The 24,767-nt window shown below is 48.7% G+C and carries 24 protein-coding genes; 6 read left to right on the top strand and 18 right to left on the bottom strand.

Annotation, left to right across the window (positions count from 1 at the left end; all coding sequences use genetic code 11):
- Positions 1-16: 16 nt before the first annotated feature.
- From BGO59_RS28925 to BGO59_RS28895, 7 genes are all read right to left on the bottom strand, one after another.
- Positions 17-922, bottom strand: coding sequence for an S-adenosyl-l-methionine hydroxide adenosyltransferase family protein (locus tag BGO59_RS28925; protein ID WP_293689728.1), 906 nt, complete (start codon positions 920-922; stop codon positions 17-19).
- A 35-nt stretch (positions 923-957) separates the two neighbouring features.
- Positions 958-1,788 carry a bacteriorhodopsin gene (locus BGO59_RS28920; protein ID WP_293689726.1) on the bottom strand — a complete coding sequence of 277 codons (831 nt, stop codon included), beginning with the start codon at positions 1,786-1,788 and terminating at the stop codon, positions 958-960.
- 42 nt (positions 1,789-1,830) lie between these two features.
- The gene (locus BGO59_RS28915) at positions 1,831-2,475 is read right to left on the bottom strand and encodes a DUF305 domain-containing protein (RefSeq protein WP_293689724.1); all 645 of its coding nucleotides are present in this window, start codon (positions 2,473-2,475) and stop codon (positions 1,831-1,833) included.
- A gap of 92 nt (positions 2,476-2,567) precedes the next feature.
- Positions 2,568-3,110, bottom strand: a complete 543-nt coding sequence (locus tag BGO59_RS28910) for a hypothetical protein (RefSeq protein ID WP_293689722.1) — start codon at positions 3,108-3,110, stop codon at positions 2,568-2,570.
- Positions 3,091-3,420: a hypothetical protein gene (locus BGO59_RS28905; RefSeq protein WP_293689720.1), complete on the bottom strand. Its 330-nt coding sequence runs from the start codon at positions 3,418-3,420 to the stop codon at positions 3,091-3,093. Before BGO59_RS28905 ends, BGO59_RS28910 begins: the two co-directional genes overlap by 20 nt.
- A gap of 61 nt (positions 3,421-3,481) precedes the next feature.
- A complete protein-coding gene (gene murA, locus BGO59_RS28900) occupies positions 3,482-4,789 on the bottom strand; it encodes a UDP-N-acetylglucosamine 1-carboxyvinyltransferase (RefSeq protein ID WP_293689717.1) in 1,308 nt (435 codons plus the stop codon).
- Positions 4,790-4,903: 114 nt separating this feature from the next.
- The gene (locus tag BGO59_RS28895; protein WP_293689715.1) at positions 4,904-5,680 is read right to left on the bottom strand and encodes a DUF4290 domain-containing protein; all 777 of its coding nucleotides are present in this window, start codon (positions 5,678-5,680) and stop codon (positions 4,904-4,906) included.
- A gap of 139 nt (positions 5,681-5,819) precedes the next feature.
- Here BGO59_RS28895 and BGO59_RS28890 point away from each other — a divergent pair, with 139 nt between their 5' ends.
- Complete coding sequence (locus tag BGO59_RS28890) at positions 5,820-7,208, top strand: MATE family efflux transporter (RefSeq protein ID WP_293689712.1); 1,389 nt, start codon at positions 5,820-5,822, stop codon at positions 7,206-7,208.
- A gap of 23 nt (positions 7,209-7,231) precedes the next feature.
- Here the strand turns inward: BGO59_RS28890 and BGO59_RS28885 are convergent, their stop codons facing one another.
- The 3 genes from BGO59_RS28885 to BGO59_RS28875 form a co-directional block, all read right to left on the bottom strand.
- The gene (locus BGO59_RS28885) at positions 7,232-7,471 is read right to left on the bottom strand and encodes a hypothetical protein (protein ID WP_293689710.1); all 240 of its coding nucleotides are present in this window, start codon (positions 7,469-7,471) and stop codon (positions 7,232-7,234) included.
- A gap of 144 nt (positions 7,472-7,615) precedes the next feature.
- Complete coding sequence (locus tag BGO59_RS28880) at positions 7,616-9,730, bottom strand: carboxy terminal-processing peptidase (RefSeq protein WP_293689708.1); 2,115 nt, start codon at positions 9,728-9,730, stop codon at positions 7,616-7,618.
- Positions 9,731-9,866: 136 nt separating this feature from the next.
- On the bottom strand, positions 9,867-10,637 hold the full coding sequence (locus tag BGO59_RS28875) for an FKBP-type peptidyl-prolyl cis-trans isomerase (protein ID WP_293689706.1): 771 nt from the start codon (positions 10,635-10,637) through the stop codon (positions 9,867-9,869).
- A gap of 373 nt (positions 10,638-11,010) precedes the next feature.
- Here BGO59_RS28875 and atpA point away from each other — a divergent pair, with 373 nt between their 5' ends.
- The 4 genes from atpA to BGO59_RS28855 all read left to right on the top strand — a co-directional run bounded on the left by atpA (position 11,011) and on the right by BGO59_RS28855 (position 14,995).
- The gene (atpA, locus tag BGO59_RS28870) at positions 11,011-12,585 is read left to right on the top strand and encodes a F0F1 ATP synthase subunit alpha (protein WP_293689704.1); all 1,575 of its coding nucleotides are present in this window, start codon (positions 11,011-11,013) and stop codon (positions 12,583-12,585) included.
- Between the two features lie 191 nt (positions 12,586-12,776).
- Positions 12,777-13,661, top strand: a complete 885-nt coding sequence (gene atpG / locus BGO59_RS28865; protein ID WP_293689702.1) for an ATP synthase F1 subunit gamma — start codon at positions 12,777-12,779, stop codon at positions 13,659-13,661.
- A 367-nt stretch (positions 13,662-14,028) separates the two neighbouring features.
- Complete coding sequence (locus tag BGO59_RS28860) at positions 14,029-14,598, top strand: DUF4136 domain-containing protein (RefSeq protein WP_080054538.1); 570 nt, start codon at positions 14,029-14,031, stop codon at positions 14,596-14,598.
- 100 nt (positions 14,599-14,698) lie between these two features.
- Positions 14,699-14,995 (top strand): hypothetical protein, encoded by a 297-nt coding sequence (locus tag BGO59_RS28855; protein ID WP_293689700.1) that lies wholly within the window; start codon positions 14,699-14,701, stop codon positions 14,993-14,995.
- A gap of 53 nt (positions 14,996-15,048) precedes the next feature.
- Here BGO59_RS28855 and BGO59_RS28850 read toward each other — a convergent pair whose 3' ends face one another.
- The 6 genes from BGO59_RS28850 to BGO59_RS28825 all read right to left on the bottom strand — a co-directional run bounded on the left by BGO59_RS28850 (position 15,049) and on the right by BGO59_RS28825 (position 20,581).
- The gene (locus tag BGO59_RS28850; protein WP_293689697.1) at positions 15,049-15,582 is read right to left on the bottom strand and encodes a ferritin; all 534 of its coding nucleotides are present in this window, start codon (positions 15,580-15,582) and stop codon (positions 15,049-15,051) included.
- A 103-nt stretch (positions 15,583-15,685) separates the two neighbouring features.
- Positions 15,686-16,048 carry a DUF6686 family protein gene (locus BGO59_RS28845; protein ID WP_293689694.1) on the bottom strand — a complete coding sequence of 121 codons (363 nt, stop codon included), beginning with the start codon at positions 16,046-16,048 and terminating at the stop codon, positions 15,686-15,688.
- A 76-nt stretch (positions 16,049-16,124) separates the two neighbouring features.
- Positions 16,125-17,498, bottom strand: coding sequence for a peptidoglycan DD-metalloendopeptidase family protein (locus BGO59_RS28840; RefSeq protein ID WP_293689692.1), 1,374 nt, complete (start codon positions 17,496-17,498; stop codon positions 16,125-16,127).
- Positions 17,499-17,513: 15 nt separating this feature from the next.
- On the bottom strand, positions 17,514-18,140 hold the full coding sequence (locus BGO59_RS28835) for a TMEM175 family protein (protein WP_293689689.1): 627 nt from the start codon (positions 18,138-18,140) through the stop codon (positions 17,514-17,516).
- A gap of 103 nt (positions 18,141-18,243) precedes the next feature.
- The gene (locus BGO59_RS28830) at positions 18,244-18,936 is read right to left on the bottom strand and encodes a hemerythrin domain-containing protein (protein ID WP_293689686.1); all 693 of its coding nucleotides are present in this window, start codon (positions 18,934-18,936) and stop codon (positions 18,244-18,246) included.
- Between the two features lie 175 nt (positions 18,937-19,111).
- Entirely contained in the window at positions 19,112-20,581 is a 1,470-nt protein-coding gene (locus BGO59_RS28825; protein ID WP_293689683.1) for an APC family permease, read from the bottom strand.
- Positions 20,582-21,158: 577 nt separating this feature from the next.
- Between BGO59_RS28825 and BGO59_RS28820 the strand changes: the two genes are divergently transcribed.
- The gene (locus tag BGO59_RS28820; RefSeq protein ID WP_293689680.1) at positions 21,159-22,517 is read left to right on the top strand and encodes a T9SS type A sorting domain-containing protein; all 1,359 of its coding nucleotides are present in this window, start codon (positions 21,159-21,161) and stop codon (positions 22,515-22,517) included.
- Between the two features lie 13 nt (positions 22,518-22,530).
- Here the strand turns inward: BGO59_RS28820 and BGO59_RS28815 are convergent, their stop codons facing one another.
- Together BGO59_RS28815 and BGO59_RS28810 are read right to left on the bottom strand one after the other, a co-directional pair.
- A complete protein-coding gene (locus tag BGO59_RS28815) occupies positions 22,531-22,965 on the bottom strand; it encodes an SRPBCC domain-containing protein (RefSeq protein WP_293689677.1) in 435 nt (144 codons plus the stop codon).
- Between the two features lie 56 nt (positions 22,966-23,021).
- Positions 23,022-24,680, bottom strand: a complete 1,659-nt coding sequence (locus BGO59_RS28810; RefSeq protein ID WP_293689674.1) for an FAD-binding dehydrogenase — start codon at positions 24,678-24,680, stop codon at positions 23,022-23,024.
- Positions 24,681-24,767 lie beyond the last annotated feature (87 nt).

The raw sequence follows: 24,767 nt of genomic DNA, 5'->3' as shown, positions 1-24,767 counted from the left end.
CGGGTTTCCACCCGCGTTACTTGCTCGTCTTACTAACGACAATCTTCCAGTCGGGGCCGCTGAACACTTTATATTTTTCTGAGAAATTTCCCTGATTGACGGCTATTGAGAAGTTCAGTAGACTGTTGATATAGGCCACATCGTCGCCAATGGCCGCTTCGCCGAAGGTGTTGACGAACGCAACGGATCTGTCATACAGCGATTGATCGTTCTGAAAAATCTGCACCCGAACCATGCCCCCCGGCTTTATGCCAAGCTGGTCAATCATCGACTTGGGAATATTACTCCAGACATTCCCGTACTGAATATCCAACACCGGGATGGTTCCCTTCAACATACCATTGGCTGCTTCCGCTTTTTGGTAGGGCAATCGTACAACTTCGTTTGGCAACTTAGGGCCTACCTGTTCGAAACGAATGGTATGCGAGGCCAGTCGGGCGGCTGTATAGGCATATACATCGCGTCCGTGAAACGTGTATGACTGGTTTGAATTCCGTAGTCGGTTGATTGCTTCGTCGATCTGCCGGACCTGGCCGATACCCAGATGCTCGGCTACTAAGGTGAGCGTTCCGTTGTCGGGCGTTACGATATAGTGACCCGTTTTTGTCAGTAGTACTACCGAATGTCGTTCGGTCCCAACTCCCGGATCGCAAACGGATACAAACACCGTGCCTTTTGGATAGTAAGGAACCGTTTGATGCAGTCGATAGGCAGCTTCCCAAATGTTATAAGCCGGAATGTCGTGTGTGAGGTCGAATAATTTGAGCGCGGGTGATACGCCCATGGCTACTCCTTTCATAGCAGATACGGCCCCATCTTTCAGCCCAAAATCAGACTGAAAGACGACGATTCCATTTTGGGCATAGCTGGCTTGGGAGCTGAATAGCCAGAGAAAGAGAGAAAGTTTGTAGAGGTTATGCATGATGGTAGGAGGTTACGGTATCGAGGAATTATAAATCACCTTTCGGAAAGTTCGTGGGGGCTGTATAGATAAGCGATTAGACTACTGCCAATTACACTCGTAAGGTCAGTTACTGTAAACAAAAGGTGAATCCAGTTGAGATCGATAGGCAGGAGCGTCAGGAAATAGCCGAGTAAATAAATCCCCCAACTACTGATAATCGATAGGGCCGTCAGACGAATAAACGGTTGTTTGCTGAGTGTGTCACCCACACATTGATTACGTAATCGGTTTAGCGTAAACAGGATGAATACGTAATCGACAAGGGCAATCAGCCCCCAGGTCAGCTTCTGTCCAATCTGAATCTCATTATCAAACGATAGTTGTTGGTGTCCTATATAACTGGCAATCGCCATGAAAAAAGCCGATAGCAATAGGGATGCCAGTGGACGTTTAATGGATTCAAGTTGGATATGGGTAATAAGAATAAGATGCAGGAGCAGCAATGGAGTGGTTATGAACCAGCCCATATAACGGTACTGACCAAGGGCATTATAGGACTCACGCAGCAGCGTTTGGCGGTCGTTCGGGTCCGTGACAGTAGGTAGTTCTGCCAGTACATCCCGGTAATAAGCTTGTAGCAGGTAATAAACAAAGCCCACTATTAATGCACAAATAGCCAGCAGATTTGGCATCTGGCGGTAAGGTGGTCGTATGGGTGAAAGTGATAGTCTGGTTGAGGAAAATAGTATGAAGACAAAATTGCCGATAAAGGCAAGCATTGCTACGATCAGAAAAAAATAGGTAATCATAGGCAGGATGCCCGCCGTACCTGCCGTTGGAATGAATGAGTTGGTTACGTCCATAAACACAAAAATGGGAGGCATGAATATACCTCCCATTTCTATATACCCCGTTGAACCGGGTTTTTATTTTTGCATTCCTTTAATCTGCTCGATTTCTTTCTTCGACCGGTCGATCAACTGCTGGGCGTACGTCCGCAGTGTTTCGTTTTTGCCGTATTGCAGATAAGTCGTAGCCATATCGATAGCATCCTGACGCTGATCGGCTAGCAAGGTGGCGAAGTTCTTATCCAGGTTGCTGGTCAGTTTATCGCTGGTGCCGGTTTGCTGCAACTTCAGACCCATAGCCTCAATATTGCGGCTTTGCTGTTGTGTAAACGCCTGGCTCGGGCGGGTAGGCTTCAACTGGCGCATTGTACCATCGACCAGATTAATATCGGCTTCGGTAGCTGGCAACAGCGTTTTTGCCATTTTCAACAGCGATGTATCCTTGCCGTTTTGAATTTCCTGTTTCAGTAAGTCCTGAGCGCCCTGGGCATGAATCTTCGCCTGAAAGGCATAATCGAAGTCAGGGTCTCCGGTGGCTACCAGTTTTTTTATTTTCGTAACCGTCTGTTGCAGAGGAGTCAATAAGGCCGTTTTAGCCGGGTCGCTGGCTGAATGGGTTGACGTGGCGGCACTTGTGGTTGCCTGAGCGCAGGCGGCAAACGAAATTCCAGACAGAGAGAAGGCTAATCCCCAGATCACTAAATTGGATTGTAGCGTTTTCATGCTTTGCAAATGGTTTTTTACAGACAATATCAATCGCCTAAGTAAACGGATTATATACTAAAGACAAAAATGAAGCCAGAAGGTTTAGTTGGCTATATCGCTCTCAACTCTCCTTTAGCCGACTTTTTTGCTATAACCTTGCGGGGCTGTGAGTATTGGTTGGTTTTTTCAAACGATTCCATGACCAATTTAGCGCGGGCTTGTTGAGCTTTACTTTTATAAAATGCATTGGAGGTTGTGATATATTTCTTGACAGACAACCCTTTTAAGAAGGTGGTTATGATGGATTGCGCTGTTTGAAAAGCACTATCGCTCGGTTGAATGACAATTAGTAACTCTTTAATGTTCGATCTATCTTCATACTGTACATTCTCCAGCCAAACTCTAAGTTCAGGAATAAGAATGTCTTTTTCTATTTGTATAATTCTTATGGCTTTATTCAAGCGCTCGTAAAGCGCAGAGAAAATCGGATTACCATCAAAAAAATCCTCACCATTCGCAAACTTTGTAATGACCCACTCAGTATAGTCAGCATTACTTAAACGACTGACTGTATCATTCCAGAATTTTTTGTTTTGGAAATAGAGGTCTTTATCTAAAAGAAAGTTTTTATATCTAGCAAGTTGCATCATCATTTCTTCTTAAAAAAGCTTTTCCTTTCCATACTTCCACATCAACTCGTTCCTTATCATTCCCTGGGTAAGATTTTATGTATGGCCTATTACCATCTACTAAAATACCACCATTCTCACAGGCTCTGGTAATAGCGACTTGACATTGAGTAAACGCTTTTTCCCTCTTCTTTCTCTCAGGTGAAGATAGTTTTTCTTTTAGATTTAACAATTTACTCTTTGCTTGATCAGAGTATAAGGGCTCTTCCTGAGCCCAAGATTCAGATTCTTCTAAATGCTGTCCCTGTGCCTGAAAACGGCCTCTATTATTCATGATAATAAAAGAAAACCCAATACACCATAGTGTATTGGGTTCAAAAATAAAGCCTTTTTGGTTACAACCGAATGATCTCGGCACCTATGGCGTTTAGTCGGGTATCGATATTCTGGTAACCCCGGTCAATTTGCTCGATGCTGTCGATGATGCTGGTTCCTTTGGCCGACATAGCCGCAATGAGCAATGCAACGCCTGCCCGAATATCTGGCGATGACATACGGATACCTTTTAGGGGCATCTGCCGATTGAGGCCTACCACCGTAGCCCGGTGCGGATCGCACAGAATAATCTGAGCACCCATGTCGATGAGTTTATCCACAAAGAAGAGCCGACTTTCGAACATTTTCTGGTGGATAAGCAACGTTCCCTGCGCCTGAACAGCCGTTACCAGCACAATGCTCAGCAAATCGGGTGTGAACCCTGGCCAGGGCGCATCGGCAACGGTCATCATACCGCCATCCAGAAACGTCTCGATCTGATAATGCTCCTGAGCCGGAATGTAAATATCGTCGCCCCGGAATTCCATCTGAATGCCTAGTCGCTTAAACTGGTCGGGGATGATACCCAGCTCAGGAATCCGGCAGTTTTTGATTGTAATTTCTGACTGTGTCATGGCTGCCAGACCAATAAACGAGCCAATTTCGATCATGTCGGGCAACATGGTGTGTTCGGTACCTTTCAGTTCCGATACACCTTCGATGGTTAGCAGATTGGAGCCAACCCCCGAAATTTTAGCTCCCATCGAATTGAGCATTCGACTGAGTTGCTGTAGGTAGGGTTCACAGGCTGCATTATAAATGGTCGTAATACCCTCCGCCATAACAGCCGCCATCAGCACGTTGGCTGTACCCGTTACCGACGCTTCATCCAGCAGCATATAGGTACCACGTAGGTTACTGGCATCAACCTGATAATAGCCACCATCATTGGCGTCGTAGTTGAACTGGGCTCCCAACTTCTCAAAGCCCAGAAAATGGGTATCCAGCCGACGACGGCCGATTTTATCGCCACCTGGTCGAGGAATCCGTCCTTTTTTGAATCGAGCCAGCATAGGGCCCAGCAGCATAACCGAACCACGCAGAGCAGCTGCTTTTCGTTTATATGTCTCGGATTCCAGATACTCCAGGTTAACATCACTAGCCTGGAAACGGTACGAACTTTCGCCAATTTTGGTAACCCAAACCCCTAAATCACCCAACAGGTCGATGAGCTGGTTGACATCGCGAATGTTTGGGATATTATGAATCACAACAGGCTCCTTTGTGAGCAGTACGGCACAAAGAATCTGTAAAGCTTCATTTTTTGCTCCTTGCGGAATAAGTTCGCCTTTGAGTCGGCGCCCACCTGTAATTTGAAAAGATGCCATTTAGGAAATGATGAATAATGATTAATGCATAATGAATAATGGTTAATGTATAATGTTGTCGATAGCTCTATCAACATTGTTCATTATGCATTAACCATTACTCATTAATCTAGTTTATCGTCTCCGACGGTCGTTGTTTCGGTTTTGGCCACCTGAGCCGCCATTGCGATTGCCGAAATTTCGGTTACCATCGCGGTTTTGGCGCCCCTGATTGGAACCTGGCCCATTCCCATTATTTCGGTTGCCAAAGTTTCGGTTGCCTCCATCACGATTTTGGCGTCCCTGATTCGAGCCTCCGTCGCGGTTGCGATCATTGCGATAATTCGCATTGCCGCTGATACGCTGGGGCTGATCACCCGTACGCTCGCGCGGGGTAGACTCCACCAGCCCTTCTTCCCGAATGAGTTTGATGTCGTCGTAAAGTTGCCCGTTCGAGATCTCGATCAGACTTTGGTAGATGGTTTCGTCTTCTACCGATTCTTTATTCCAGGCCTGGTAAAACGTACGCATCAGGCGGGTTAGGTACGAAACAAACGCTCTACGTTCTTCCTGATCTTCCAGCGCAACGGCTTTCGCTACCAGTAAATCCACATTTCGGCCAAAATGTTTGAATTTTAGATGGTGCGTGTTGTAGGGGACTCGCTGTGGTTTTTTACCCAGGGCTTCTTCCGATGGAGGAGGGTAGGGGCTGTCGACATCGAGAGTAAAGCCCGACATGATATATAGGTCATCCCACAGTTTGTTGTAGTAGTCCTGCCCATCTTTCATGTTGGGGTGAATCTGTCGCATTAACTCGATCAGGATATGCGCGTAGCGGGTACGCTTCTCCCGATCTTCAATGTTGACCATGTTGTCAACCAGCTTTTGGATACTGCTGCCGTATTCTTTCAAAGGCCTTGCCTGGTTTATATCAATAAGAAAACAAAAGTACGAAGAAAGGACCAAGCGGCAATGGGCAAAGGAGTAGGGGCATAGGGAATAAGCAAGTGGGAAAGGTTACCTTTGTCGTCGACTTCTGTTTAGTACCCCTATGTCCTATACTCCCACCTCTTTGCTAACCCGTTACCGCTCCGAAATCACCGATACCATTCGTCTGAGCGTTCCGATTATCATTGCTCAGTTGGGTGTTGTATTGATGGGGGTTACAGATAACCTGTTCGTTGGGCGTCTGCTGGGGGCTGTTCCACTGGGGGCTGCCGGGCTGGCCAATTCGTTGTCGTTCCTGATGTCGAGTATTGGGGTAGGTGGTTTAACGGTAGTGGCGGCTCTGGTGTCGAAGTCGCACAACCAAAATGACCCTGCTGCCGTAAACCGCCTGTTTCGGGCAGGGTTACGGGTAGGACTTTTGCTAAGTTTCGTTTTAGGAAGCCTTTCTGCCTTATTGGCGTTCAATTTTGATCTGTTTGGTCAGAGTGCAGAAGTAACGCGGTTGTCCCGCGATTTTATGTTGATTCTGAGCGCGTCGTTGGTACCGTTAATGATTTTTGTGGGTGCTCGCCAGTTGTGCGATGGTTTACGCTATCCACGTGTCGCTATGGTCATTACGCTTTCGGCCCTCTTCCTGAATGCCCTGTTTAACTATTTGCTCATTAAAGGGGCAGGGCCTTTTCCAGCTATGGGGTTGATGGGGTCGGCAGTTGCTACCCTTCTATCGCGAACGTTTATGGCGGGTGCTATGCTGATGTATGTGTATCGGTCGGGACGTTTTAAACCATTTCTGCTCCCTCAGTTCCGTACGTTACCAACGAATGCCGAAGCCTGGGAAATCCTGCGGCTCTGTATACCGGGCGGCTTGACCTTTTTCTTTGAGGTAGCTACGTTTTCACTGGCGGTAGTCATTGTGGGCTGGCTTGGCGAGGATCGATTGGCCGCTCACCAGATTGCGATCAATATGGCGTCGGTTACCTATATGATGGCAACAGGTATTTCGTCGGCAGCAGCTATACGAGTAAGCGCGTCTGTAGGGCGGGGAAGTCGGGAAGGGGTTTGGCAGGCAGGGATTGCGGCTTTTATGCTGTCGATCAGTTTCATGACGCTGATGGCCCTGGTCTTTCTAACGGCCAACGAATGGCTGGTTACCCTCTATATTCGTGACAACCCGGCGGTTATACGGATTGCCGCATCGCTGGTGATTATTGCTGGGGTGTTCCAGCTTTCCGACGGGGTTCAGGTTGTGGCATTGGGTAGTCTGCGGGGCTTGTCGGATGTAAATGTTCCAACGCTGATTACACTGTTCTCGTACTGGATTGTGGCGCTACCCTTGAGCTATGTCTTGGCTTTTCCTCTGGGTATGGATGCTATTGGTGTCTGGATTGGCTTATTGGCCGGCCTTACCATAGCAGCGGTTCTGCTTACCTGGCGGTTTTTCCGCAGGGTCAAACTGATTCAGTTACCTGATTTTACTTCACCCTCAGCCTAGTCGACGCTTCGGTTGGAGTAAGGTCATCGCATGCGTTCCAGCAATTCGGCACGAGTTGGACGATTGGCCGTTAGTTCATAAGCAATACCCTGTCGATCAAGGTCATCCATGAACGAAACATAACTCTCCTTCTCCACGGTGAAAACGTACCAATTCTCGTAGGGTTCGTTGAATGTTTCAACCTCAGTTAGCAATGACTGTCTTTGCAGACTTTGGTATTGGGCTGTTTCGAGATCGGCTTGTTTGATAAGAAAATACCACACAGTTTGTAACACGGGTGGGAACCCGCAGGGATAAGTGCAAGACTAAAAACGCGTGTTTCTACCCGCGTTACAAACATTACAAACTGAAAAGCCTGCATCTCGGTTCGAAGTGCAGGCTTTTCAGTAATGAAATGAGACAACTCACTACATTTTCTTATTCACAGCCAGATTTGACGCCAGAATGTAATCGGCCAATACCAGACCAGCTTCGTTCAGGTACAGGTCTTTTTTCTTCTTGGCAGTCGCTGCGGTCGATGGCGTGCCGGTTTCATCGGTCGTAGCCGACATTTGTGAAACTTTGTTGGCAGCAGCCCGTTTGCGTTCCGCTTCTTCCCGCTCTTTCCGACGCTTCGACTCCTGGAGTGATACGACTGTATTTTCTTTCGCCTTCTTGAAATCGGCTAAATCCTGCGCCAGCTTTTTCAGCTCTGGGTCTGATTTCAGCCGTTGTTCAAAACGATCTCGAAGACGAGTAAGAACTTTATCGTCCAGATCGTTCGACAGCTCATAGCGCGTTGAGTTGATATGATCCCAGGGCAGTGCGCTTGGCTGAGAACTTTCACCGTACTCTTCGGCCGAGAAAGCAGAAGGTAGTTCGACATCGGGCGTTACCCCTTTGTGCTGCGTACTGCTGCCATTGATCCGGTAGAATTTCTGAATGGTCATTTTCACCTGACCTACTTTTTCCGGTTCTTTTGGAAGCCACTGGTTCAGATCGATCAGCGTTTGCACGGTGCCTTTCCCGAAGGTTTGGCCACCCACGATAATGCCCCGCTTGTAATCCTGAATAGCAGCTGCGAAAATTTCGGAAGCCGATGCGCTGAAGCGGTTTACCAGAACGGCCATCGGACCATTATAAACCGTTGTGCCACCGTCTTTGTCGGCATAAACTTCGGTTTCGCCCGATGATTCTTTTACCTGAACAACTGGACCTTTCGGAATAAAAATACCCGTCAGGTCAATGGCTTCGGTAAGCGAACCACCCCCGTTATCACGCAGGTCAATTACAATACCGTCTACTTTTTCGCCTTTAAGTTCTTCGACGAACTTCTTCACGTCGCTCGTGGTGCTGCTGAAGCCTTCTTCACGCTTACGGGCGCCTTCGAAATCGCGATAGAACATCGGAATGTTAATCACACCAATTTTGAAGGGTTTACCATTGTCGGTTACCTCAATGATTTCTTTTTTGGCACGCTGCTCTTCCAGTTTGATCTTCTCCCGCACCAATCGAAGTTCTTTCGGAGGGGCACCCGCAATAGCATCGGGCGAAACAATCTGCAAACGCACAACTGTACCTTTTGGTCCTTTAATGAGCTTGACCACTTCATCGACCTGCCAGTTCATGGTATTGACCATTGGGCCATTATCCCCCTGAGCAACCCCCGCAATTTTATCATTTACTTTGATCAAATTACTTTTAAAGGCCGGGCCACCAGGCAACACCTGCGTTATCTTGATATACTCGCCGTCTTCCTGAAGCATAGCGCCAATACCTTCCAGCGACTGGCTCATTTCCTGATTGAACCGATCGGCATTGGTTGGCGAGAAATAGTTCGTATGCGGGTCAAGTGCTTCGGCAAACGAGTTCATGTAAATCTGGAATACGTCGGCGCTTTTGATGCGGTTGTAAGCTTTGTCCAGATTCGCATAACGCTGGTTCATGGTAGCCACAACAGCACTATCTTTCCGATTGCCCAGTCGCAGTTCTAGTTCCTGATTCTTCAGGATTTTACGCCACACGTCGTTTTGCTCTTCAACCGTTTTTGGCCAGGGCGCTTTTTCACGATCGGTGTTGAAGGTTTCATCTTCCGTGAAGGTGAACGGCTTTTTGAGTTGCTCTTTCACGAAGTCACTACGCTCTTTGAACCGCTTGCGGAACACATTATACAGGTCGTAAGCCGCCGTCAGATCGCCATTGATCAGTGCATCATCGATCTGATAGCGGTATTTTTCGAACGACGCTACATCCGACGCCAATAAATACGTTTTGTTGCCATCGAGTTCTTTGAGGTAATTGTCCCAAACAACTGACGAAAGGGAATCATTGAGCCGCACCTTCCGATAGTGGTAGGTCGTCAATAGTTTGGCTACCAGTTGTTCGACCCGTTCCTGGGAAACAGTCGGCTTCAGATCGTCGGCTGTCGGCGATTGAGATGAGGTTTGTAGGGACGAAGCGTGGCCTACAGCACCATTCGAGGGCAAATCCGGCTGAAAACTCAGCATCAGCACGGGCATAAGAGTCACCAGATACTTCTTCATCTATTATTACCCAGGTTAATGGCGAAAGAGCGAAAGACCGGGCCGCCGGAGCGGTGAAAGAGCGAAACTGAACCAATGGTGCAAAACTAGTTGGTTCCAATTCACTCTTTCGCTCTTTCATTCTTTCGCTCTTTGGTTATTGTTTTACAATATCAAGTAACTCAACATCGAACACTAATGTTGAGCCGGGTTTAATATCGGCACCGGCACCCCGGTCGCCATAGGCTAAATCAGAGGGAATATAGAGCTTCCATTTGGAGCCTACGGGCATCAGCTGGAGGGCTTCGGTCCAGCCTCTGATGACTTCGCCTACGCCAAATTCGGCGGGTTGGCCGCGCTTGATAGAACTGTCAAATTCAGTACCATCCAATAGTCGGCCTGCATAATGAACCTTTACTCGATCAGTAGCGGTCGGCTTGGGACCGGTACCTTCTTTCTCAATGGAGTATTGTAAACCACTAGCCGTGGTTACTACACCCGTTTTGGTTTTATTTTCGGCCAGGAATGCTTCACCAATTTTTTTGTTTTCAGCCGATGCCTTCATGGCCTCTGCATTTTTGGTGACCATCTGCTTCTGGTAAAAATTCTGGATAACCTGCTGAACCTGATCCATCGACAGCAGCATCGTACCCCCTTTCAGGGCTTCATCTAGACCCTGGGCAATCAGCGCTGAATTGACATCTTTCGGGCCTTGCTGTTTGATATTCTGGGCGATACTGACGCCGATGCTATAGCTAAGAGAGTCGCGTTCGGAGGTTAAGGTGCCTTTGGCAGGTTTGGGAGCTGTGGCTGTTTTTGGGGCCAGAGCAGGTTTTTTTACGGCAGGCTTTTTGACTTGGGCGGTGGCGGAACCAGCAACTACTAATGCCGATACAGTGCCGGCCAGCATCCATTGATTAAACTTCATGCGAAAATAAAACGGGTGTAATTGAATTGAGACCTAATACTACTGAAACGTGAATGAATAGGATAAAAGTTTAACGATAAGCAGGTTCGGCTAAAAAATGTTGATGAGGGGGCGGTCAATTTCAGCCTAATCCTTTCACTGATCACACAAATAAAAGTAGTTGAAAATTTGGCAGAAATCAATTTTAGCCCCTTAAAGTACCGTTAATTTGGATGAACGGTCGTTCGGGGCCAGCCAATGGTGCTCGCTTTTGATGAAGAATATCGGAAAAGTCTAAGATTCAGTCGTTATTTCTTCATTTCATCGTATTTTTATTAAATTTTAATCGTACCTTTGCGGCCGAAAAAATAAACTAAATTTCCCTCTCACATATATGGAATCCGTAAGACCCGACGAGATATCAGCGATCCTCCGCCGTCAACTGGCCGGAACACAATCTGAAGCTGAACTCGAAGAAGTCGGTACGGTGCTGCAAATCGGCGACGGCGTAGCGCGTATCTACGGCCTCTCGAAGGTGCAGGCCGGTGAATTGCTGTCGTTCGAGAATGGGCTTCAGGCCATGGCTCTGAACCTTGAAGAAGATAACGTTGGTGCTGTATTGCTCGGCGATTATTCGGAAATCAAAGAAGGCGATACCGTTAAGCGTACCAATCAGATTGCTTACGTAAACGTAGGTGATGGTATTCTTGGCCGCGTTGTTAACACCCTGGGTCTGCCGATAGATGGTATGGGCCCTATTCAGGGTGAGTTGTTTCCCATGCCGATGGAGCGCAAAGCACCAGGCGTAATTTTCCGTCAGCCGGTAAACGAGCCACTGCAAACGGGTATCAAAGCTATCGATGCCATGATCCCCATCGGCCGTGGTCAGCGTGAATTGATCATCGGTGACCGTCAGACGGGTAAGACCGCTGTGGCCATCGACACCATCATCAACCAGAAAGAATTTTACGACAAAGGCCAGCCCGTTTATTGTATCTACGTTGCCTGCGGTCAGAAAGCATCGACCGTTAAGCAGGTAGAAGCTACCCTGCGGAAAGCGGGTGCTATGGATTACACGGTGATTGTGGCAGCCAACGCATCGGACCCTTCGCCGATGCAGTTCTTTGCTCCGTTTACAGGTGCAGCTATCGGGGAGTTCTTCCGAGATACAGGCCGTCCGGCACTGGTTGTATACGACGATCTGTCGAAGCAGGCTGTCGCTTACCGCGAAGTGTCGCTGCTGCTGCGTCGCCCTCCAGGACGGGAAGCGTATCCTGGTGACGTATTCTACCTGCACAGCCGTTTGCTGGAGCGGGCTGCGAAAATCAACAGCAACGACGATATCGCGAGAAATATGAATGACCTGCCACCCGCGTTGAAAGACAAGGTGAAAGGGGGCGGTTCGTTGACAGCTCTTCCAATTATTGAGACACAAGCTGGTGACGTTTCGGCTTACATTCCTACGAACGTAATTTCGATCACCGATGGTCAGATCTTCCTGGAGTCGAACCTGTTTAACTCGGGTATCCGTCCAGCTATCAACGTAGGTATCTCGGTATCGCGGGTAGGTGGTAACGCCCAGATCAAGTCGATGAAGAAAGTGGCAGGTACACTGAAACTCGATCAGGCTCAGTTCCGCGAGCTGGAAGCGTTTGCCAAGTTCGGTTCTGACCTTGATGCGTCGACCAAACTGACCATTGAGCGGGGACGCCGGAATCAGGAAATGCTGAAACAGGCGCAGTACTCACCCGTTCCGGTTGAACAGCAGGTGGCCATCATCTATGCGTCGACAAACGGCTTACTGGACAAAGTTCCTGTCACCAAGGTAAAAGCGTTCGAAAGTGAGTTTGGTATGGTGTTGAGCGCTCAGTATCCGAAGGTATTGGACGAACTGCGTGCCGGTAAACTGACCGACGAAGGAACGGCAACCTTGAAGAAAGTAGCCGCTGATCTTTCAGCAAATTATTAATTTTTTAAGGAGTTAGGAGCGAGGAGTTAGGGGAGAGCATGCTGATACGTTCGGTTTTCTCCTCGCTCCTAATTCCTCACTATTAACTCCTTTTATTAATAGCTTAAGGAGTTAGGAACGAAACTAGGGAATATTATATGTGCGTCAGCAACTCCTCACTCCTCGCTCCTAACTGCTAACTCCTTAAAGGAATGGCCTCACTAAAAGAAGTACGCGCCCGGATTGCTTCGATCAACTCGACTCAGCAGATCACCAAAGCCATGAAAATGGTGTCGGCGGCTAAACTGCGTCGGGCGCAGGATAACATAACGCAATTGCGGCCCTACGCCCAGAAACTGAGTCAGATGCTTGGAACGGTATCGGCAGGGGCGGAAACGGCTTCGGAAAGTCCATATAAGCAAACACGGACTATTGGGCGGGTCCTGATCATTGTGATTACCTCTGATCGTGGCTTGGCCGGGGCATTCAACTCGAATGCGATAAAGGGAGCATTGACACTGATCGATGAAAAGTATTCCACACAGGCTCGCTCGGGCAATGTGGAAATTATGGCCATTGGTAAGAAAGGTGGAGAAGCGTTTCAGCGCCGTGGCTTTAAAGTGAATACCAATCACATCGATACGTTTAATTCACTCAATTTTGGTACGGTCCGGGCTGCGGCCGAAGAGGCTATGGAAGGCTTTGCCAATGGTCGTTACGATGTGGTAGAGATTGTCTATAATGAATTCCGAAATGCAGCGGTACAAATTATTCGGACTGAACAGATGCTGCCAATCGTAGCGGCTGAGTCGCCTGCGGGGGGAGCTACTTCCATCAACTACCTGTTCGAGCCCTCGGAGGAGCAGATTGTGACGGAACTGATTCCAAAAACAATTAAGATTCAACTGTATAAAGCGGTTCTGGATTCAAATGCAGCTGAGCATGGTGCCCGGATGACCGCTATGGATAAAGCAACCGAGAATGCCGGCGAACTGCTGAAAGAGCTTCGACTGGTCTACAACCGGACCCGGCAGGCTGCGATTACTACCGAAATTCTTGAAATTGTGGGTGGTGCCGAAGCGTTGGCTAATGGCTAATCATCGACTTACCGTTAAAAAAATAAAGCCGTTCCCTGATCAGGGAGCGGCTTTATTTTTTCGTAACTTTTACTAACTCATTGCAACGCTTTCCTGCCTGATTGCGTCATAGAAAAAGAAAGAAGAAGTACTGGGGCAAGCCTGCAAGCGCCCGTTGACCGGGCCAGGTTAAAGCGTTGTTAAAATTACTTAATTGTAAAGTAGGGGTGTTGATTATCAGACTTTTAATGATCTGTTTCTGCCTAAATATTTAACCCAGGATCGAAACGCATGAAGCACTTTTGTTGTTATTAAGTTGTCATATACGAATGACTATTTCTCTAACGTTAATTAAGCGGTTTAAGGACCATTTAACGACTCAAAATACATGAAACTCAAAGGCATAATAACTAGTCTGTTCGTCGTCGGTACGCTGGCGTCCTGTGCTCCTGCTATTACAGTAAAATACGACTACGATCCTAAAGTGAATGTTCGTCAGTTTACGACCTACCGGATCGAAGCTGATCGGCAACGGAATGCTGACCCCATTGTAGGTAGCAACCTCAACCAGCGTCGGATTGCCGATGCGCTTGACCAGTCGCTGAAATCGCGTGGCTACAAGCCTGTAACACAGGGCGAAGCGGATCTGGTGGTTCGGTTTTTTATGGATTCGAAAGATCGTCAGCAAATCCAGTCGAACAATATGTACTCGCCTTATTCGTGGTGGTACGGTGGCATGGGCAACAATGTGTATTCGCGGCAGTATGAAGAGAACCGTGTGGTAATCAACGTACTGGATGCTCGTACCAACGATATCATCTGGCAAGGCTGGGCAACGGGGCAGCTAAACACCCGGAACAAAGAACGTGATCGTGATCAGGCATTCCGCGAAACGGTTTCCAGTATCATGAAAAACTTCCCTGAAAGTGCCGGTCAGGATTATGGCGCGGCTCGTTAAGGGCGTTTCAAAGTAGTAAAATAAAAACCTGCCTTCTGCAAAGGGCAGGTTTTTTTATGGGCATACCTTTTTGTTATTTTGTGCCTTTCGTTTTGAGGTTATGTCCACCGTAAGCCGAGGAGTTATTTATTCGCTCGTGGCAGTTGTCATCGTGCTGCTGTTAGGCATTATGGCGTTGCTTGGTGTGGCTTATAATCGACATCAACGACTGGAAGACGCCACAATTGATCTTCAGAGAAATCTGACTCAGCAGGAGAGTAAAATCAACGAATTGCAGGAGCGGTTACAGGATTGTGATACAATCAAAGCAGCGCTACCTATCGATACGTCCTGGAATACGGTGCCTATCGATACACCAACGAAGGCCGTTTCTCAATCGCCACCACCCAAATGGTAGTCATAAAAAAAGGCATCCATACCAGATGCCTTTTCTACGTTCTCATAGGTTGGTTATTCGTCAAATACGTTGCCATCGTAAGTAACGCTGGCGAGTTTTTTATCGAGATAATAAATCTGGTCGGATGGAATCTGGTCGATCAGTTCGAGGCAGCGACGGGCAATGTACTCTTCTTCCATTTGCTCTTTTACATACCACTTCAGCAATTCTTCAGTAGCATAGTCACTTTCGCGACGGCAGATGCCGATAATGCGGTTGATCGAGTCCGTTACCGACACTTCCTGCTCTAAAGCCCCTTCAAATACAGACCTTAGCGAGTCGAATTCCTGCGCAACGGCTGGAACTTCGGGCGAATAAGCCGTAGCGCCCTGGTCGCAGAGGTAGTGGAAAAGCTTCATGGCATGATGACGTTCCTCGTCCGACTGCTTGTAAAAAAAGCCTGCACAGTGGTCTAGTCCATTACGGTCGCACCAGCCTGCCATCGCCAGGTATTTCGAGGAAGATACCATTTCCATCTGTATTTGCTGGTTCAACGCCAGCTCAACGCTCTCTTTAATTGCGGTGCGAAGTCTTGCTAAGTCTTTCATAAGTAAATGGCTGTTGCCGGTGAGATCTTTTCCCAAAAAAACAAAAAAAACCGGCTCATGTTATAAAGCCGGCTGACTATCAAGAAATTTAGACGTAATCTATTTATGCGGGCTGGGGTAGGGTACAGCCACATTCGCGCAGCATGGAGTTCAGGTCCAGCATAAGTTTGGCACCGTTGAGCAACTCACGCAAATGAACAATCTCGCATAGGGTAAGCACATAGCAACGTTCTGAACGGGGTAGTGTCAGGATTTCAACGTCATCGGATGCGGCTGTGCTAAGCGCCATCTGCCGGATGTCGATGGTTTCGACCATACGGCGGAAATGGGCAAAGTCGCGTGCTGAAAATTGGGTGCGGGTATTCCAGAATTCCAGAATCAGGCGGTAGCTCGCATCACATTGATAAACAACACCTTTGTCGGTTCGGAAGACTTCCTGATAGGTTGTCGGTACGTTACTGGTCATGGGTACGCAAATGAACAAACAAAGATAAGCCGAAACTATTAATTTAGATAGTTTCTAAACAATATTTTGTGGCCCTTTAACGAACGGCCGAATTGACAGATTGGGCCGAGTTAGCTTGTACTGGTAACCAGCCTGTTTTTCCAGTAGAACTTCGGACAAGTTGGAAGACATCGGTTCGGGCCAGCACATCGACGGTAGAGCCTATAGGTAATGTGGTGATAATCCCCGCCTGCTCGCCAGCGGCATCCCGTAGCGTGCCTGGTGTCGATAACGTTAAACGCCGAACGGGCTGTTTGGGCGTTTCTGTAGTACTATTGAGAATATAGCCTGTCAGGCCATCAGGCGTTTCGATTCGCAACCAGGTTTCCGTTCCACCGAGAATGGTTAACGCTGATGACTTAGGCAACTCACGCACGATGGGCGAATCACTGCCAGGTGACAGGCGAACCAGCGATTTCGCGGCCGACACACGTACCGAATCACCTAAACGGCCACTAGCCAGGATCATCTGTTTGGCTGGGCCGCGTCCGAGTCTGACGAAAGGGAGCGGGTCAGTAGCTCCATCTGTCAGGCCATAAATGCCAAAATGCAGATGAGGGCCAGTCGTACGGGCATTGCCGGTATTACCCACGAAGCCAATCGTATCGCCTACCGCAACGCGTTGCCCATTGGTGACATGCCAACTGTCCAGATGAGCGTAATAAAGCCGGATTTCTCGTTCGTTATCCGTCAGAAAGGCGACGTTGCCACCCAGCGAGTTAGTGCCAACGCCTGTAACAATGCCATTGACCGAAGCGAGTGCAGGCGTTCCTTTGGGAGCAAAAATATCGATACCCTCGTGCCGACGGCGGCCTCCATCGCGGGCTGCGCCAAAATAGCTGCTGATCTGACGACTATCGAGCCCTTTGACGGGAAAAGCTAAAGCGGGTTCACGCGTAATTGAAATGGTGTAACTGGCACTTCGGAGCAGTTCTGGCTGAATACGGATCAGGTACGTCTGATTTTTTCGAGGCTCCCAGGTCAGCACATTCGTATCGGCTTTCGATGCTGCCATTAAGGACGTTCGGTTTCGATCGTCAAGCGAAAATACATCGATAAAAATCTGCGTGGTTTTCTGGCCCTGGGTTTCTACCCGAACCAGGAACCGATCCCCCCGTTGCCCATCCAGCCGATAGCCTACAGCAAATGCTTTGTTAGCCGAAAAATAGCCGCTTTCGCGATACGGCACCGTGATTTTCAGCGAGTCGTGGAGGGCTCGGTCAGCAGCACCTAGCCAATCGGTACCCAGGGCGGTCTGATCCAGCTTTGCCTCCTTGAGCGATTGGCTGTATTGATCATGGGGCGACGTGGAACGAAACAAATTGGTGGCCGGTCCAACACCTGTGCAGGCGCTAAGCCAGCCAGCGACAAGTCCTGCTAAAAGTAGGTGAGAATAATACTTGATTACCATAGTTATACTATAGCATTAAACGACTTTGTTGCAGTGATATTTCAATTGGGATAAATAGACGACCATCCCCAAACCAACCAGAATGCTTAGGAACGGCAGTAAGAATGATACAACAGCGGCAAACGCATACGTAAGGGCACTAAGCAGCTGGCTGGTCCGAATGGTTTGTATACGTACATCACCTACGGGGTGTTTAATGAGCCGATAGTTGTCGGTAGCGTAGTTCCACATCACAAATAAGACCCAGGAAATCCCCGAGAAAAGGAACATATACAGCGCCGACGAAAGCGAATGTGCCGGGGTGTTGATGTAATCGGCGAGTAGCGAGGTCGTAAACGGAATAATGCTGACTAGCAGTAGCAGAAGGCCGTTGTAAAACATAAACCGGACATCGCTGCGCTGGATGACATTATACATCCGGTGATGATTAAGCCAGATGATAAAGATGGTTGTGAAGCTAACAAAATAGGCGATGTAATTTGGCCATTGATGAAACAGCGCTAAAGCCAGCGAATGGTTGGAGGTGGCAGCCCGCAGACTGGGCGTTTTCAACTGAAATGTAAGCAGCGTAATATCAATGGCGAAAACCCCATCGCTGAAGGTTTCCATGCGTAGGGTTTCGTTTTCCTGGAAATCTGCCATCTGCCGTTATGTCATTCATTGACAAACAAACGGTTCGATGAGCCAATAAGTTATGAAATGAACTGCACTTATAGTAACGCGGGTAGGAACCCGCGTTATATGCCTAAAAATTGCGGGTTTCCACCCGCCTTACTACAGCGGTTTCTAGCTGTTGAAACTCATGAGCAGAGAGCGTTGTGCTGGCGACGCTTAAAAGGTTTTGCAGAACAAAAGGTGGAGCGGTTGCCTGTACTTCCTTGAAAAAAGCTGTTCGTTCGCCCGAATGCAGGGCTGGAATCATATACCGATACGATAAACCGGCATCGGCTGGCGACATACTGGCAATGATTTTCTGCGTAACGCCTTGAATCTCTTCATCCGTACAGAGGGCGTAGGTTTGCGCAGTGGTGTCGGTTTCTTCTTCGTCCATATGCATCAGGTAGACCGATACAAACCGATTAAGTGCCAGGTAAAAATCATAACCCAGGCCAGGCCGGACAGCTAACGGGCTGGCCTGGGTGGTTGCCAACCGATGCTCAAGATCGGCAATGAGCTGATCGATTTTTTCGTGTTCGGCCTGATCATGAGCCGATGCACCGGGACATTTGGCTTCGATAAGGGGAAAACTGTACGTTTCTTCCTTGTGCGCATGCATATGCAGGAAGTGAACTAGCTCGTTAACCTGGGTTTTTAACGCTTCCAGTTCATGGTCGATCGTAAAATCGGTGCGACCGGCTAAATAGGTGGTATCGAACAACGTTTTGCGCAGTGCTTTATGCACCTTGCGGAAGGTATCGGGACGTTCTAAGGTGTTCATAAGTAGTTGTTGGTTAACAGAACAAAACTAGCTATGCTGAAACACCTTGACGAGCTACATGTCGGCCAGTTGCGAAAGAAGGCGGGTGAATTGTAGAAAGGAGCAGGTGAAGTGTAAAGTTGCCAATTGATCGAACACGGACCGGCATCACACCAATCCATGTTCGATCATCGGATTATTTCCGCTTGGTTAATAGATAAACGGGTATACCCAATCCGGCAATTAGCAGACCCATACCCGTGTTGAATGTTTTGGTATACAGTAGAATGATACAAATGGCCAGTGCTGCAACGATGTACAGTGCTGGAACAATCGGATAGCCAAACGCCCGGTACGGTCGCTCGGTATTCGGTTCGGTGCGACGAAGCCGGAAAAGTCCGGCAATGGTTACCATATAAAACACTAGCGAAGCAAAGGTACAATAGTCCAGTAGGTCGCCGTATTTGCCCGACAGACAGAGAACGGATGCCCAGATGCACTGAACCCAAAGTGCCCGGCCTGGCACAGCATGCTGGTTGAGGTGTGATGCCTGTTTCAGAAACAGCCCGTCTTTTGCCATGGCGTAGTAGAGTCGTGCCCCTGCCAGGATCAACCCATTGTTACAGCCAAAGGTCGAAATCATAATCAGCACGGCCATAATGGCGACCGCTACGTTACCAAATATGGTTTCAACAGCGGCTGTGGCCACGCGGTCGGCAACGGCAAACTGAATACCCCGGCTGATGATGTCGGTGCCGTTGGGCGATCCTTTCAGGGGAAGCAGGGAGAGGTACGATACATTCGCCAGAAAGTAAATAGTTGTTACGATCAGCGTGCCAAAAAACAGGGCTAAAGGAATATTCCGGCGCGGATTCTTGATTTCTCCCGCAATGAACGTCACGTTGTTCCAGGCATCAGCCGAAAATAGCGATCCAATCATCGACGTACCAAAAGCCAGAATCAGCGCCATACCCGCCAGTGGAATTACGTCGCCGGTAGCTGATGTCGTACTGGCTTCCCAGGCATTGGTCAGGTTGGTTGATAATAAACCGCTACTCAACCCGATAGTAATACCAATCACGATCAAACCCAGCAGAGCAATCAGTTTGGCGGAGGTAAATACGTTCTGAATGAATTTCCCACTTTGCACCCCCCGGCTATTTAGCCAGGTAAGGAATACCAGACTCGATATGGCAAACAATGACCCGAGCGTCACTTTTATAGGTCCAAGCGCTAGTAGCACATTATCTGGCCCTAAAGCCGGAATAAAGACAGCGGTATACTTGGTGAAAGCCACGGCTACAGCCGCAATGGTTCCGGTCTGGATAACCATAAATACCGTCCAGCCATAGACGAAGCCAGTCAAAGGGCCGAAAGCGCGTTGAATATAGATATATTGTCCACCCGCCTTGGGCATCATGCCCGCCAGCTCACCATAACTCAGCGCAGCGGCTACCGTCAATACGCCCGTCAGTACCCAGAGCATAAGCAACCAGCCCGACGAACCCAGGTTGCGGGCCATGTCGGCCGATACAATAAAAACGCCGGAGCCAATCATGGAGCCGGATACTATAAGTGTAGAGTCGAGGAGACTCAATGAACGATTAAATTCGGTGGGTTCGGCGGTGTCGACCGACGAAACGGAATTAGAGACGTTTTCTGCCATGAAGAAGAAGATATACCTACAAGAACCGCTCAATTCGTCAGAAAAGCAAACGGATACCCCTAATTTCTATGGTTAACGGCCGACTTACCCAAAGACAAATAAAGGTCGGAGGCATGACAGGGCTATTTTATTTGGCCATTTTTGGCTAACCTGTAACTCACTCTTTATGGATTTCAACTTAATCGCCAAAGACTAAGTAGATCGTTAAAAAAGGCTTTTTCATTTGGCTGACGGGTAACTTAAACCCTAACGGATGTTTTTGGTTCTTAGGTGTATGACTATATTCGTCATGCATTGGCTAACCCATCCAACTATGACTTATCGTATACTTTGGCCCATTTGGGCAGGGCTTATTTTCATATGCCTGGTTTTTAGACTACAAGCTCAAACCGTACTCGAAACCAAGCCACTAAGTATTACCGCTACATGCCCAGGCTCTTCGTTCACTGTTTCAACTTCGTCTTTGTCCACTATTGAAGGCTATTCTACCAATACCGTTTTTACGGTCCAAATTTCAGATGGTGGCCTGTATATAGATATTCCTACCAAGAACCCCATTTTTACCTATGGAATACCCATGAGTGCTACTATTCCAGCGGATGTAGTTGCTGGTCGATTTTATTCGGTTAGGGTAAAAGCTACAAATCCTGATGTTATTGGCATGCCCAGCCCTACCCGGTTATTGGTAAGAGGGGGCGAGTCGAAGCCAGCCCCGCCGTTGGTCGATTCGCTTACGTTAGCCTGCGATGGGTATTCATCAAAAGATTGGGATCGTTACATTCCTGTCAAAGTGAAGCTTATCGACGGAGCAGAACCAAGAATGTATGTGGGTGGACAGTATAATTACTTCTCCGATTACGCTCATTATCCATACTGCGAATCGCATTCCATTCAGGATACTATAGCTTGTAAAACCTGGGCAGAATTCGATGTATACAAGAATTATTATAACTCACCACCCTATTATGTGTATCCGCTAGATGAGAAAGTCTATTATGTATCGCAACTCGTCGATGGCTGTGAAAGTGAGCGTGTACAAACAAAAGTTAGAATTCTGTGGCGGCCATGGCGTGGTCCTGCACCAGCTAATCCGTGGAAATCAGACGAAGGAGACCCCCGTTACGGCCGTCTGAGCTATTGCCAGGGGGAAAAGGCTTATCCGCTAAATATGAATGGGCATGGACCAGCACCTGATAATTACAGAGTCGTCTATTATGATAATCCTGCATTATATACGTCAAATGGCCCAACATTCGATCCTCCTGTTCCCGATACGCGTACGCCAAATGTAAAGCGTTATATGTTCAGTCTGGAACCAATGGACCCCCAAAAAGGCTGTTCATTAAATCAAGGTTATTCATGGTCTGATGCTATGTTTTGGGCTACTTTTCTAACTGTAACCGTCAATCCCACGCCTTCGAAGCCTACTACGGCTACCATGGTGGTGAGTTATTATCAGGGTCAGGTAGCGATGCCGCTAAGTGCCACAACGACCGATAGTACGGCGTCCTTAGTATGGTACGGTACTGATGCGACGGGTGGTGAGGGCTCCAGTGTGGCGCCGAAGCCAGCGACTAACCAGGTAGGGCCGGCTACGTATTACGTGGCTCAGAAAATAGGCTCCTGCGAGAGCGAGCGGGTTCCAGTTTCAGTCCTGATCAACCCACTTTTAGGTATAGAAGATCCTACGTTAGCCGAGGTCGTAGAGGTGTTCCCGAATCCAACCGTTTCATCACTGACAATTCGTATTCGGGGGCTAACTGGCCAACAATCCGCTCGTCTGGAACTGGTCGATCTGGTTGGTCAGTCGTTGTACAGGAAAGAAACGCAGCAGGAAACGGCCGTACTCCCCATGACCGACTATCCGAATGGCAGCTATTTGTTGCTAATCAACGTTGGCGACAGGAAAACGGCCCGGCGCATTATGAAATTGTAGTTTCTGGTAAGCATCAAGGTGCTTCCACCACTTTCTTCAATCCCTTCAGGATACTATCCCAGCCTTTCAGCGAACGTTCGTAGCGTTCTTCGGCTCCTTTAGCCGGGCCTACATCGTCGGTAATGGAAAGGATGGTTTTGCCGTCTTTGTAGGTCAGTTCATCGGTTACGGTCGAAAAATCCCCTGATTCTTCATCCGCTCCGTCGTTCATCAGCGTGTATTTGAGGAGCTTATTGGGTTCAAACTTTAGGATTTGGCCTTTCAACTCAATTTTTCGGATGAGAAACATACGGCCGGTAAACAGGATCGTACTGCCTACTTCCCAGTCTGAAAATACTTCGCAGTTGAAGAAGTATTTTTTCGTTTTCTCGGGATTGGTGAGGGCGTTCCAAACCTGTTCAGGGGTGGCTTTCAGGCTAATCTTTTTTCGGACAACAAAATTTTTCATGGCGTATGGAGTAATTGGTAGTCTAGTATAAGACCGATACGCCCGAAAATGTTTGCTTACTGAATAGCCTGGGCCGCTGCCCGACCGGCGGTGCGTCCTGAAAACAGACAGCCGCCCAGAAATGTACCTTCCAATGCCCGATACCCATGCATACCGCCCCCACCAAACCCCGCCACTTCGCCCGCTGCATATAGCCCTGGAACAGGCTCCCCATTGATTCTCAGCACCCGACTTGAAAGGTCAGTTTGCAACCCGCCCAGTGTTTTACGGGTAAGAATGTGCAGCCGGACGGCGATCAGTGGCCCGGCCGATGGGTCAAGAATAGGGTGCGGTTTCGCTGTTCGAATCAGTCGATCGCCCAAATAGCGACGGGCACCCCGAATGGCCGTGATCTGGGCATCTTTGCTAAACGGGTTAAGTAGCTGTCGGTCACGCGCTACGATTTCGCGTTCAATAGTGGCCAGATTGAGCAGCGGTTCGCCCGCTAGCCTGTTCATGGCATCAACCAGATCGGCCAGCGTATCCTTAACGATAAAATCGGCTCCGTTTTGTTTGAATGCTTCGACAGGGGCCGGAGCGTTTTTGCCTACTGCCCGGCCCAACACCTGTCGCCAGCTTTTACCCGTCAAATCCGGGTTCTGTTCCGATCCCGACAAGGCAAATTCCTTCCGAATTATGGCCTGATTCAGAATAAACCAGGTGTAGTCGTAGCCGGTTTGCTGGATGTGGCTCAGGGTGCCCAACGTATCGAAGCCCGGAAAGAGTGGTACAGGTAATCGATTGCCGAGGGCGTCGAACCATAGCGACGATGGGCCGGGCAAAATCCGAATGCCGTGCTGGCTCCAGATGGGTGCCCAATTCTGAACGCCTTCTGTATAATGCCACATGCGGTCGCGGTTGATGAGATTGGCACCGGCGGCTTCCGAAATAGCCAGCATACGCCCGTCTACATGATCGGGTACGCCCGATAGCATATGGTTAGGAGGATCTCCCAGACGTTTAGGCCAGTTCTGCCGGACTAGTTCGTGATTGGCACCAATACCTCCTGACGTAACAACAATAGCTTGGGCGCGAAACGTAAAGTCTCCGATAGGAACGCGGGAGCTTTTTTCACCCCGCTTCACGGTGCTGGGCTCCAGAATTTCACCCTGAACACCATCCACAGCACCGTTTGTTATGAGCAATTCATTGACTCGATGACGAAACTTCAGCGTAATCAACCCACGTTTAGCGGCTTCCCGAACCCGTTGCTCAAACGGAGCTAAAACGCCGGGCCCCGTACCCCAGGTGACGTGAAAACGGGGTACTGAATTGCCATGCCCGATAGCGCCGTACCCACCCCGTTCGGCCCAACCCACAATCGGAAAAAAACGGATGCCCTGCTGGTGTAGCCAGGAACGTTTTTCGCCAGCCGCAAACGCTACGTAAGCTTCGGCCCATTTCCGGGGCCAGTGATCTTCCGGGCGGTCGAAGGCGGCTGTGCCCATCCAGTCCGTGAGGGCCAGCTCGTACGAATCCCGAATCTTCAGGCGTCGCTGTTCGGGCGAATCGACCAGAAACAGGCCGCCAAACGACCAGAATGCCTGCCCGCCCATGCTTTGCTCCGGCTCCTGATCGACCAGTATAACGCGCTTCCCGGCATCGGCCAGTTCAGCGGCAGCTACCAGGCCTGCCAGACCAGCGCCGACAATAATGACATCCGCGTCTGTTTGCATAGTACATGTTACGCTTTTATAGAGAATAGAACGCAGATGATTATGATTTATATGATTAGTTAAGACCTATGTAAATCATAACCATCT

The organism is Spirosoma sp. 48-14 (assembly GCF_001898575.1).
GTDB lineage: Bacteria > Bacteroidota > Bacteroidia > Cytophagales > Spirosomataceae > Spirosoma.
This window is presented reverse-complemented; position numbering and strand designations above follow the sequence as displayed.

Excerpts from the sequence above, each read along its gene's own strand:
- BGO59_RS28920 (WP_293689726.1), bottom strand. The coding sequence starts at position 1,788 with ATGCCTCCCATTTTTGTGTTTATGGACGTAACCAACTCATTCATTCCA.
- BGO59_RS28840 (WP_293689692.1), bottom strand. The coding sequence starts at position 17,498 with ATGGTAATCAAGTATTATTCTCACCTACTTTTAGCAGGACTTGTCGCT.
- BGO59_RS28860 (WP_080054538.1), top strand. The coding sequence starts at position 14,029 with ATGAAACTCAAAGGCATAATAACTAGTCTGTTCGTCGTCGGTACGCTG.
- BGO59_RS28925 (WP_293689728.1), bottom strand. The coding sequence starts at position 922 with ATGCATAACCTCTACAAACTTTCTCTCTTTCTCTGGCTATTCAGCTCC.
- BGO59_RS28880 (WP_293689708.1), bottom strand. The coding sequence starts at position 9,730 with ATGAAGAAGTATCTGGTGACTCTTATGCCCGTGCTGATGCTGAGTTTT.
- atpG (WP_293689702.1), top strand. The coding sequence starts at position 12,777 with ATGGCCTCACTAAAAGAAGTACGCGCCCGGATTGCTTCGATCAACTCG.
- murA (WP_293689717.1), bottom strand. The coding sequence starts at position 4,789 with ATGGCATCTTTTCAAATTACAGGTGGGCGCCGACTCAAAGGCGAACTT.
- BGO59_RS28825 (WP_293689683.1), bottom strand. The coding sequence starts at position 20,581 with ATGGCAGAAAACGTCTCTAATTCCGTTTCGTCGGTCGACACCGCCGAA.
- BGO59_RS28910 (WP_293689722.1), bottom strand. The coding sequence starts at position 3,110 with ATGATGATGCAACTTGCTAGATATAAAAACTTTCTTTTAGATAAAGAC.
- BGO59_RS28835 (WP_293689689.1), bottom strand. The coding sequence starts at position 18,140 with ATGGCAGATTTCCAGGAAAACGAAACCCTACGCATGGAAACCTTCAGC.
- BGO59_RS28850 (WP_293689697.1), bottom strand. The coding sequence starts at position 15,582 with ATGAAAGACTTAGCAAGACTTCGCACCGCAATTAAAGAGAGCGTTGAG.
- BGO59_RS28820 (WP_293689680.1), top strand. The coding sequence starts at position 21,159 with ATGAGTGCTACTATTCCAGCGGATGTAGTTGCTGGTCGATTTTATTCG.
- atpA (WP_293689704.1), top strand. The coding sequence starts at position 11,011 with ATGGAATCCGTAAGACCCGACGAGATATCAGCGATCCTCCGCCGTCAA.
- BGO59_RS28890 (WP_293689712.1), top strand. The coding sequence starts at position 5,820 with ATGTCCTATACTCCCACCTCTTTGCTAACCCGTTACCGCTCCGAAATC.
- BGO59_RS28915 (WP_293689724.1), bottom strand. The coding sequence starts at position 2,475 with ATGAAAACGCTACAATCCAATTTAGTGATCTGGGGATTAGCCTTCTCT.
- BGO59_RS28810 (WP_293689674.1), bottom strand. The coding sequence starts at position 24,680 with ATGCAAACAGACGCGGATGTCATTATTGTCGGCGCTGGTCTGGCAGGC.
- BGO59_RS28815 (WP_293689677.1), bottom strand. The coding sequence starts at position 22,965 with ATGAAAAATTTTGTTGTCCGAAAAAAGATTAGCCTGAAAGCCACCCCT.
- BGO59_RS28830 (WP_293689686.1), bottom strand. The coding sequence starts at position 18,936 with ATGAACACCTTAGAACGTCCCGATACCTTCCGCAAGGTGCATAAAGCA.
- BGO59_RS28855 (WP_293689700.1), top strand. The coding sequence starts at position 14,699 with ATGTCCACCGTAAGCCGAGGAGTTATTTATTCGCTCGTGGCAGTTGTC.
- BGO59_RS28845 (WP_293689694.1), bottom strand. The coding sequence starts at position 16,048 with ATGACCAGTAACGTACCGACAACCTATCAGGAAGTCTTCCGAACCGAC.
- BGO59_RS28905 (WP_293689720.1), bottom strand. The coding sequence starts at position 3,420 with ATGAATAATAGAGGCCGTTTTCAGGCACAGGGACAGCATTTAGAAGAA.
- BGO59_RS28875 (WP_293689706.1), bottom strand. The coding sequence starts at position 10,637 with ATGAAGTTTAATCAATGGATGCTGGCCGGCACTGTATCGGCATTAGTA.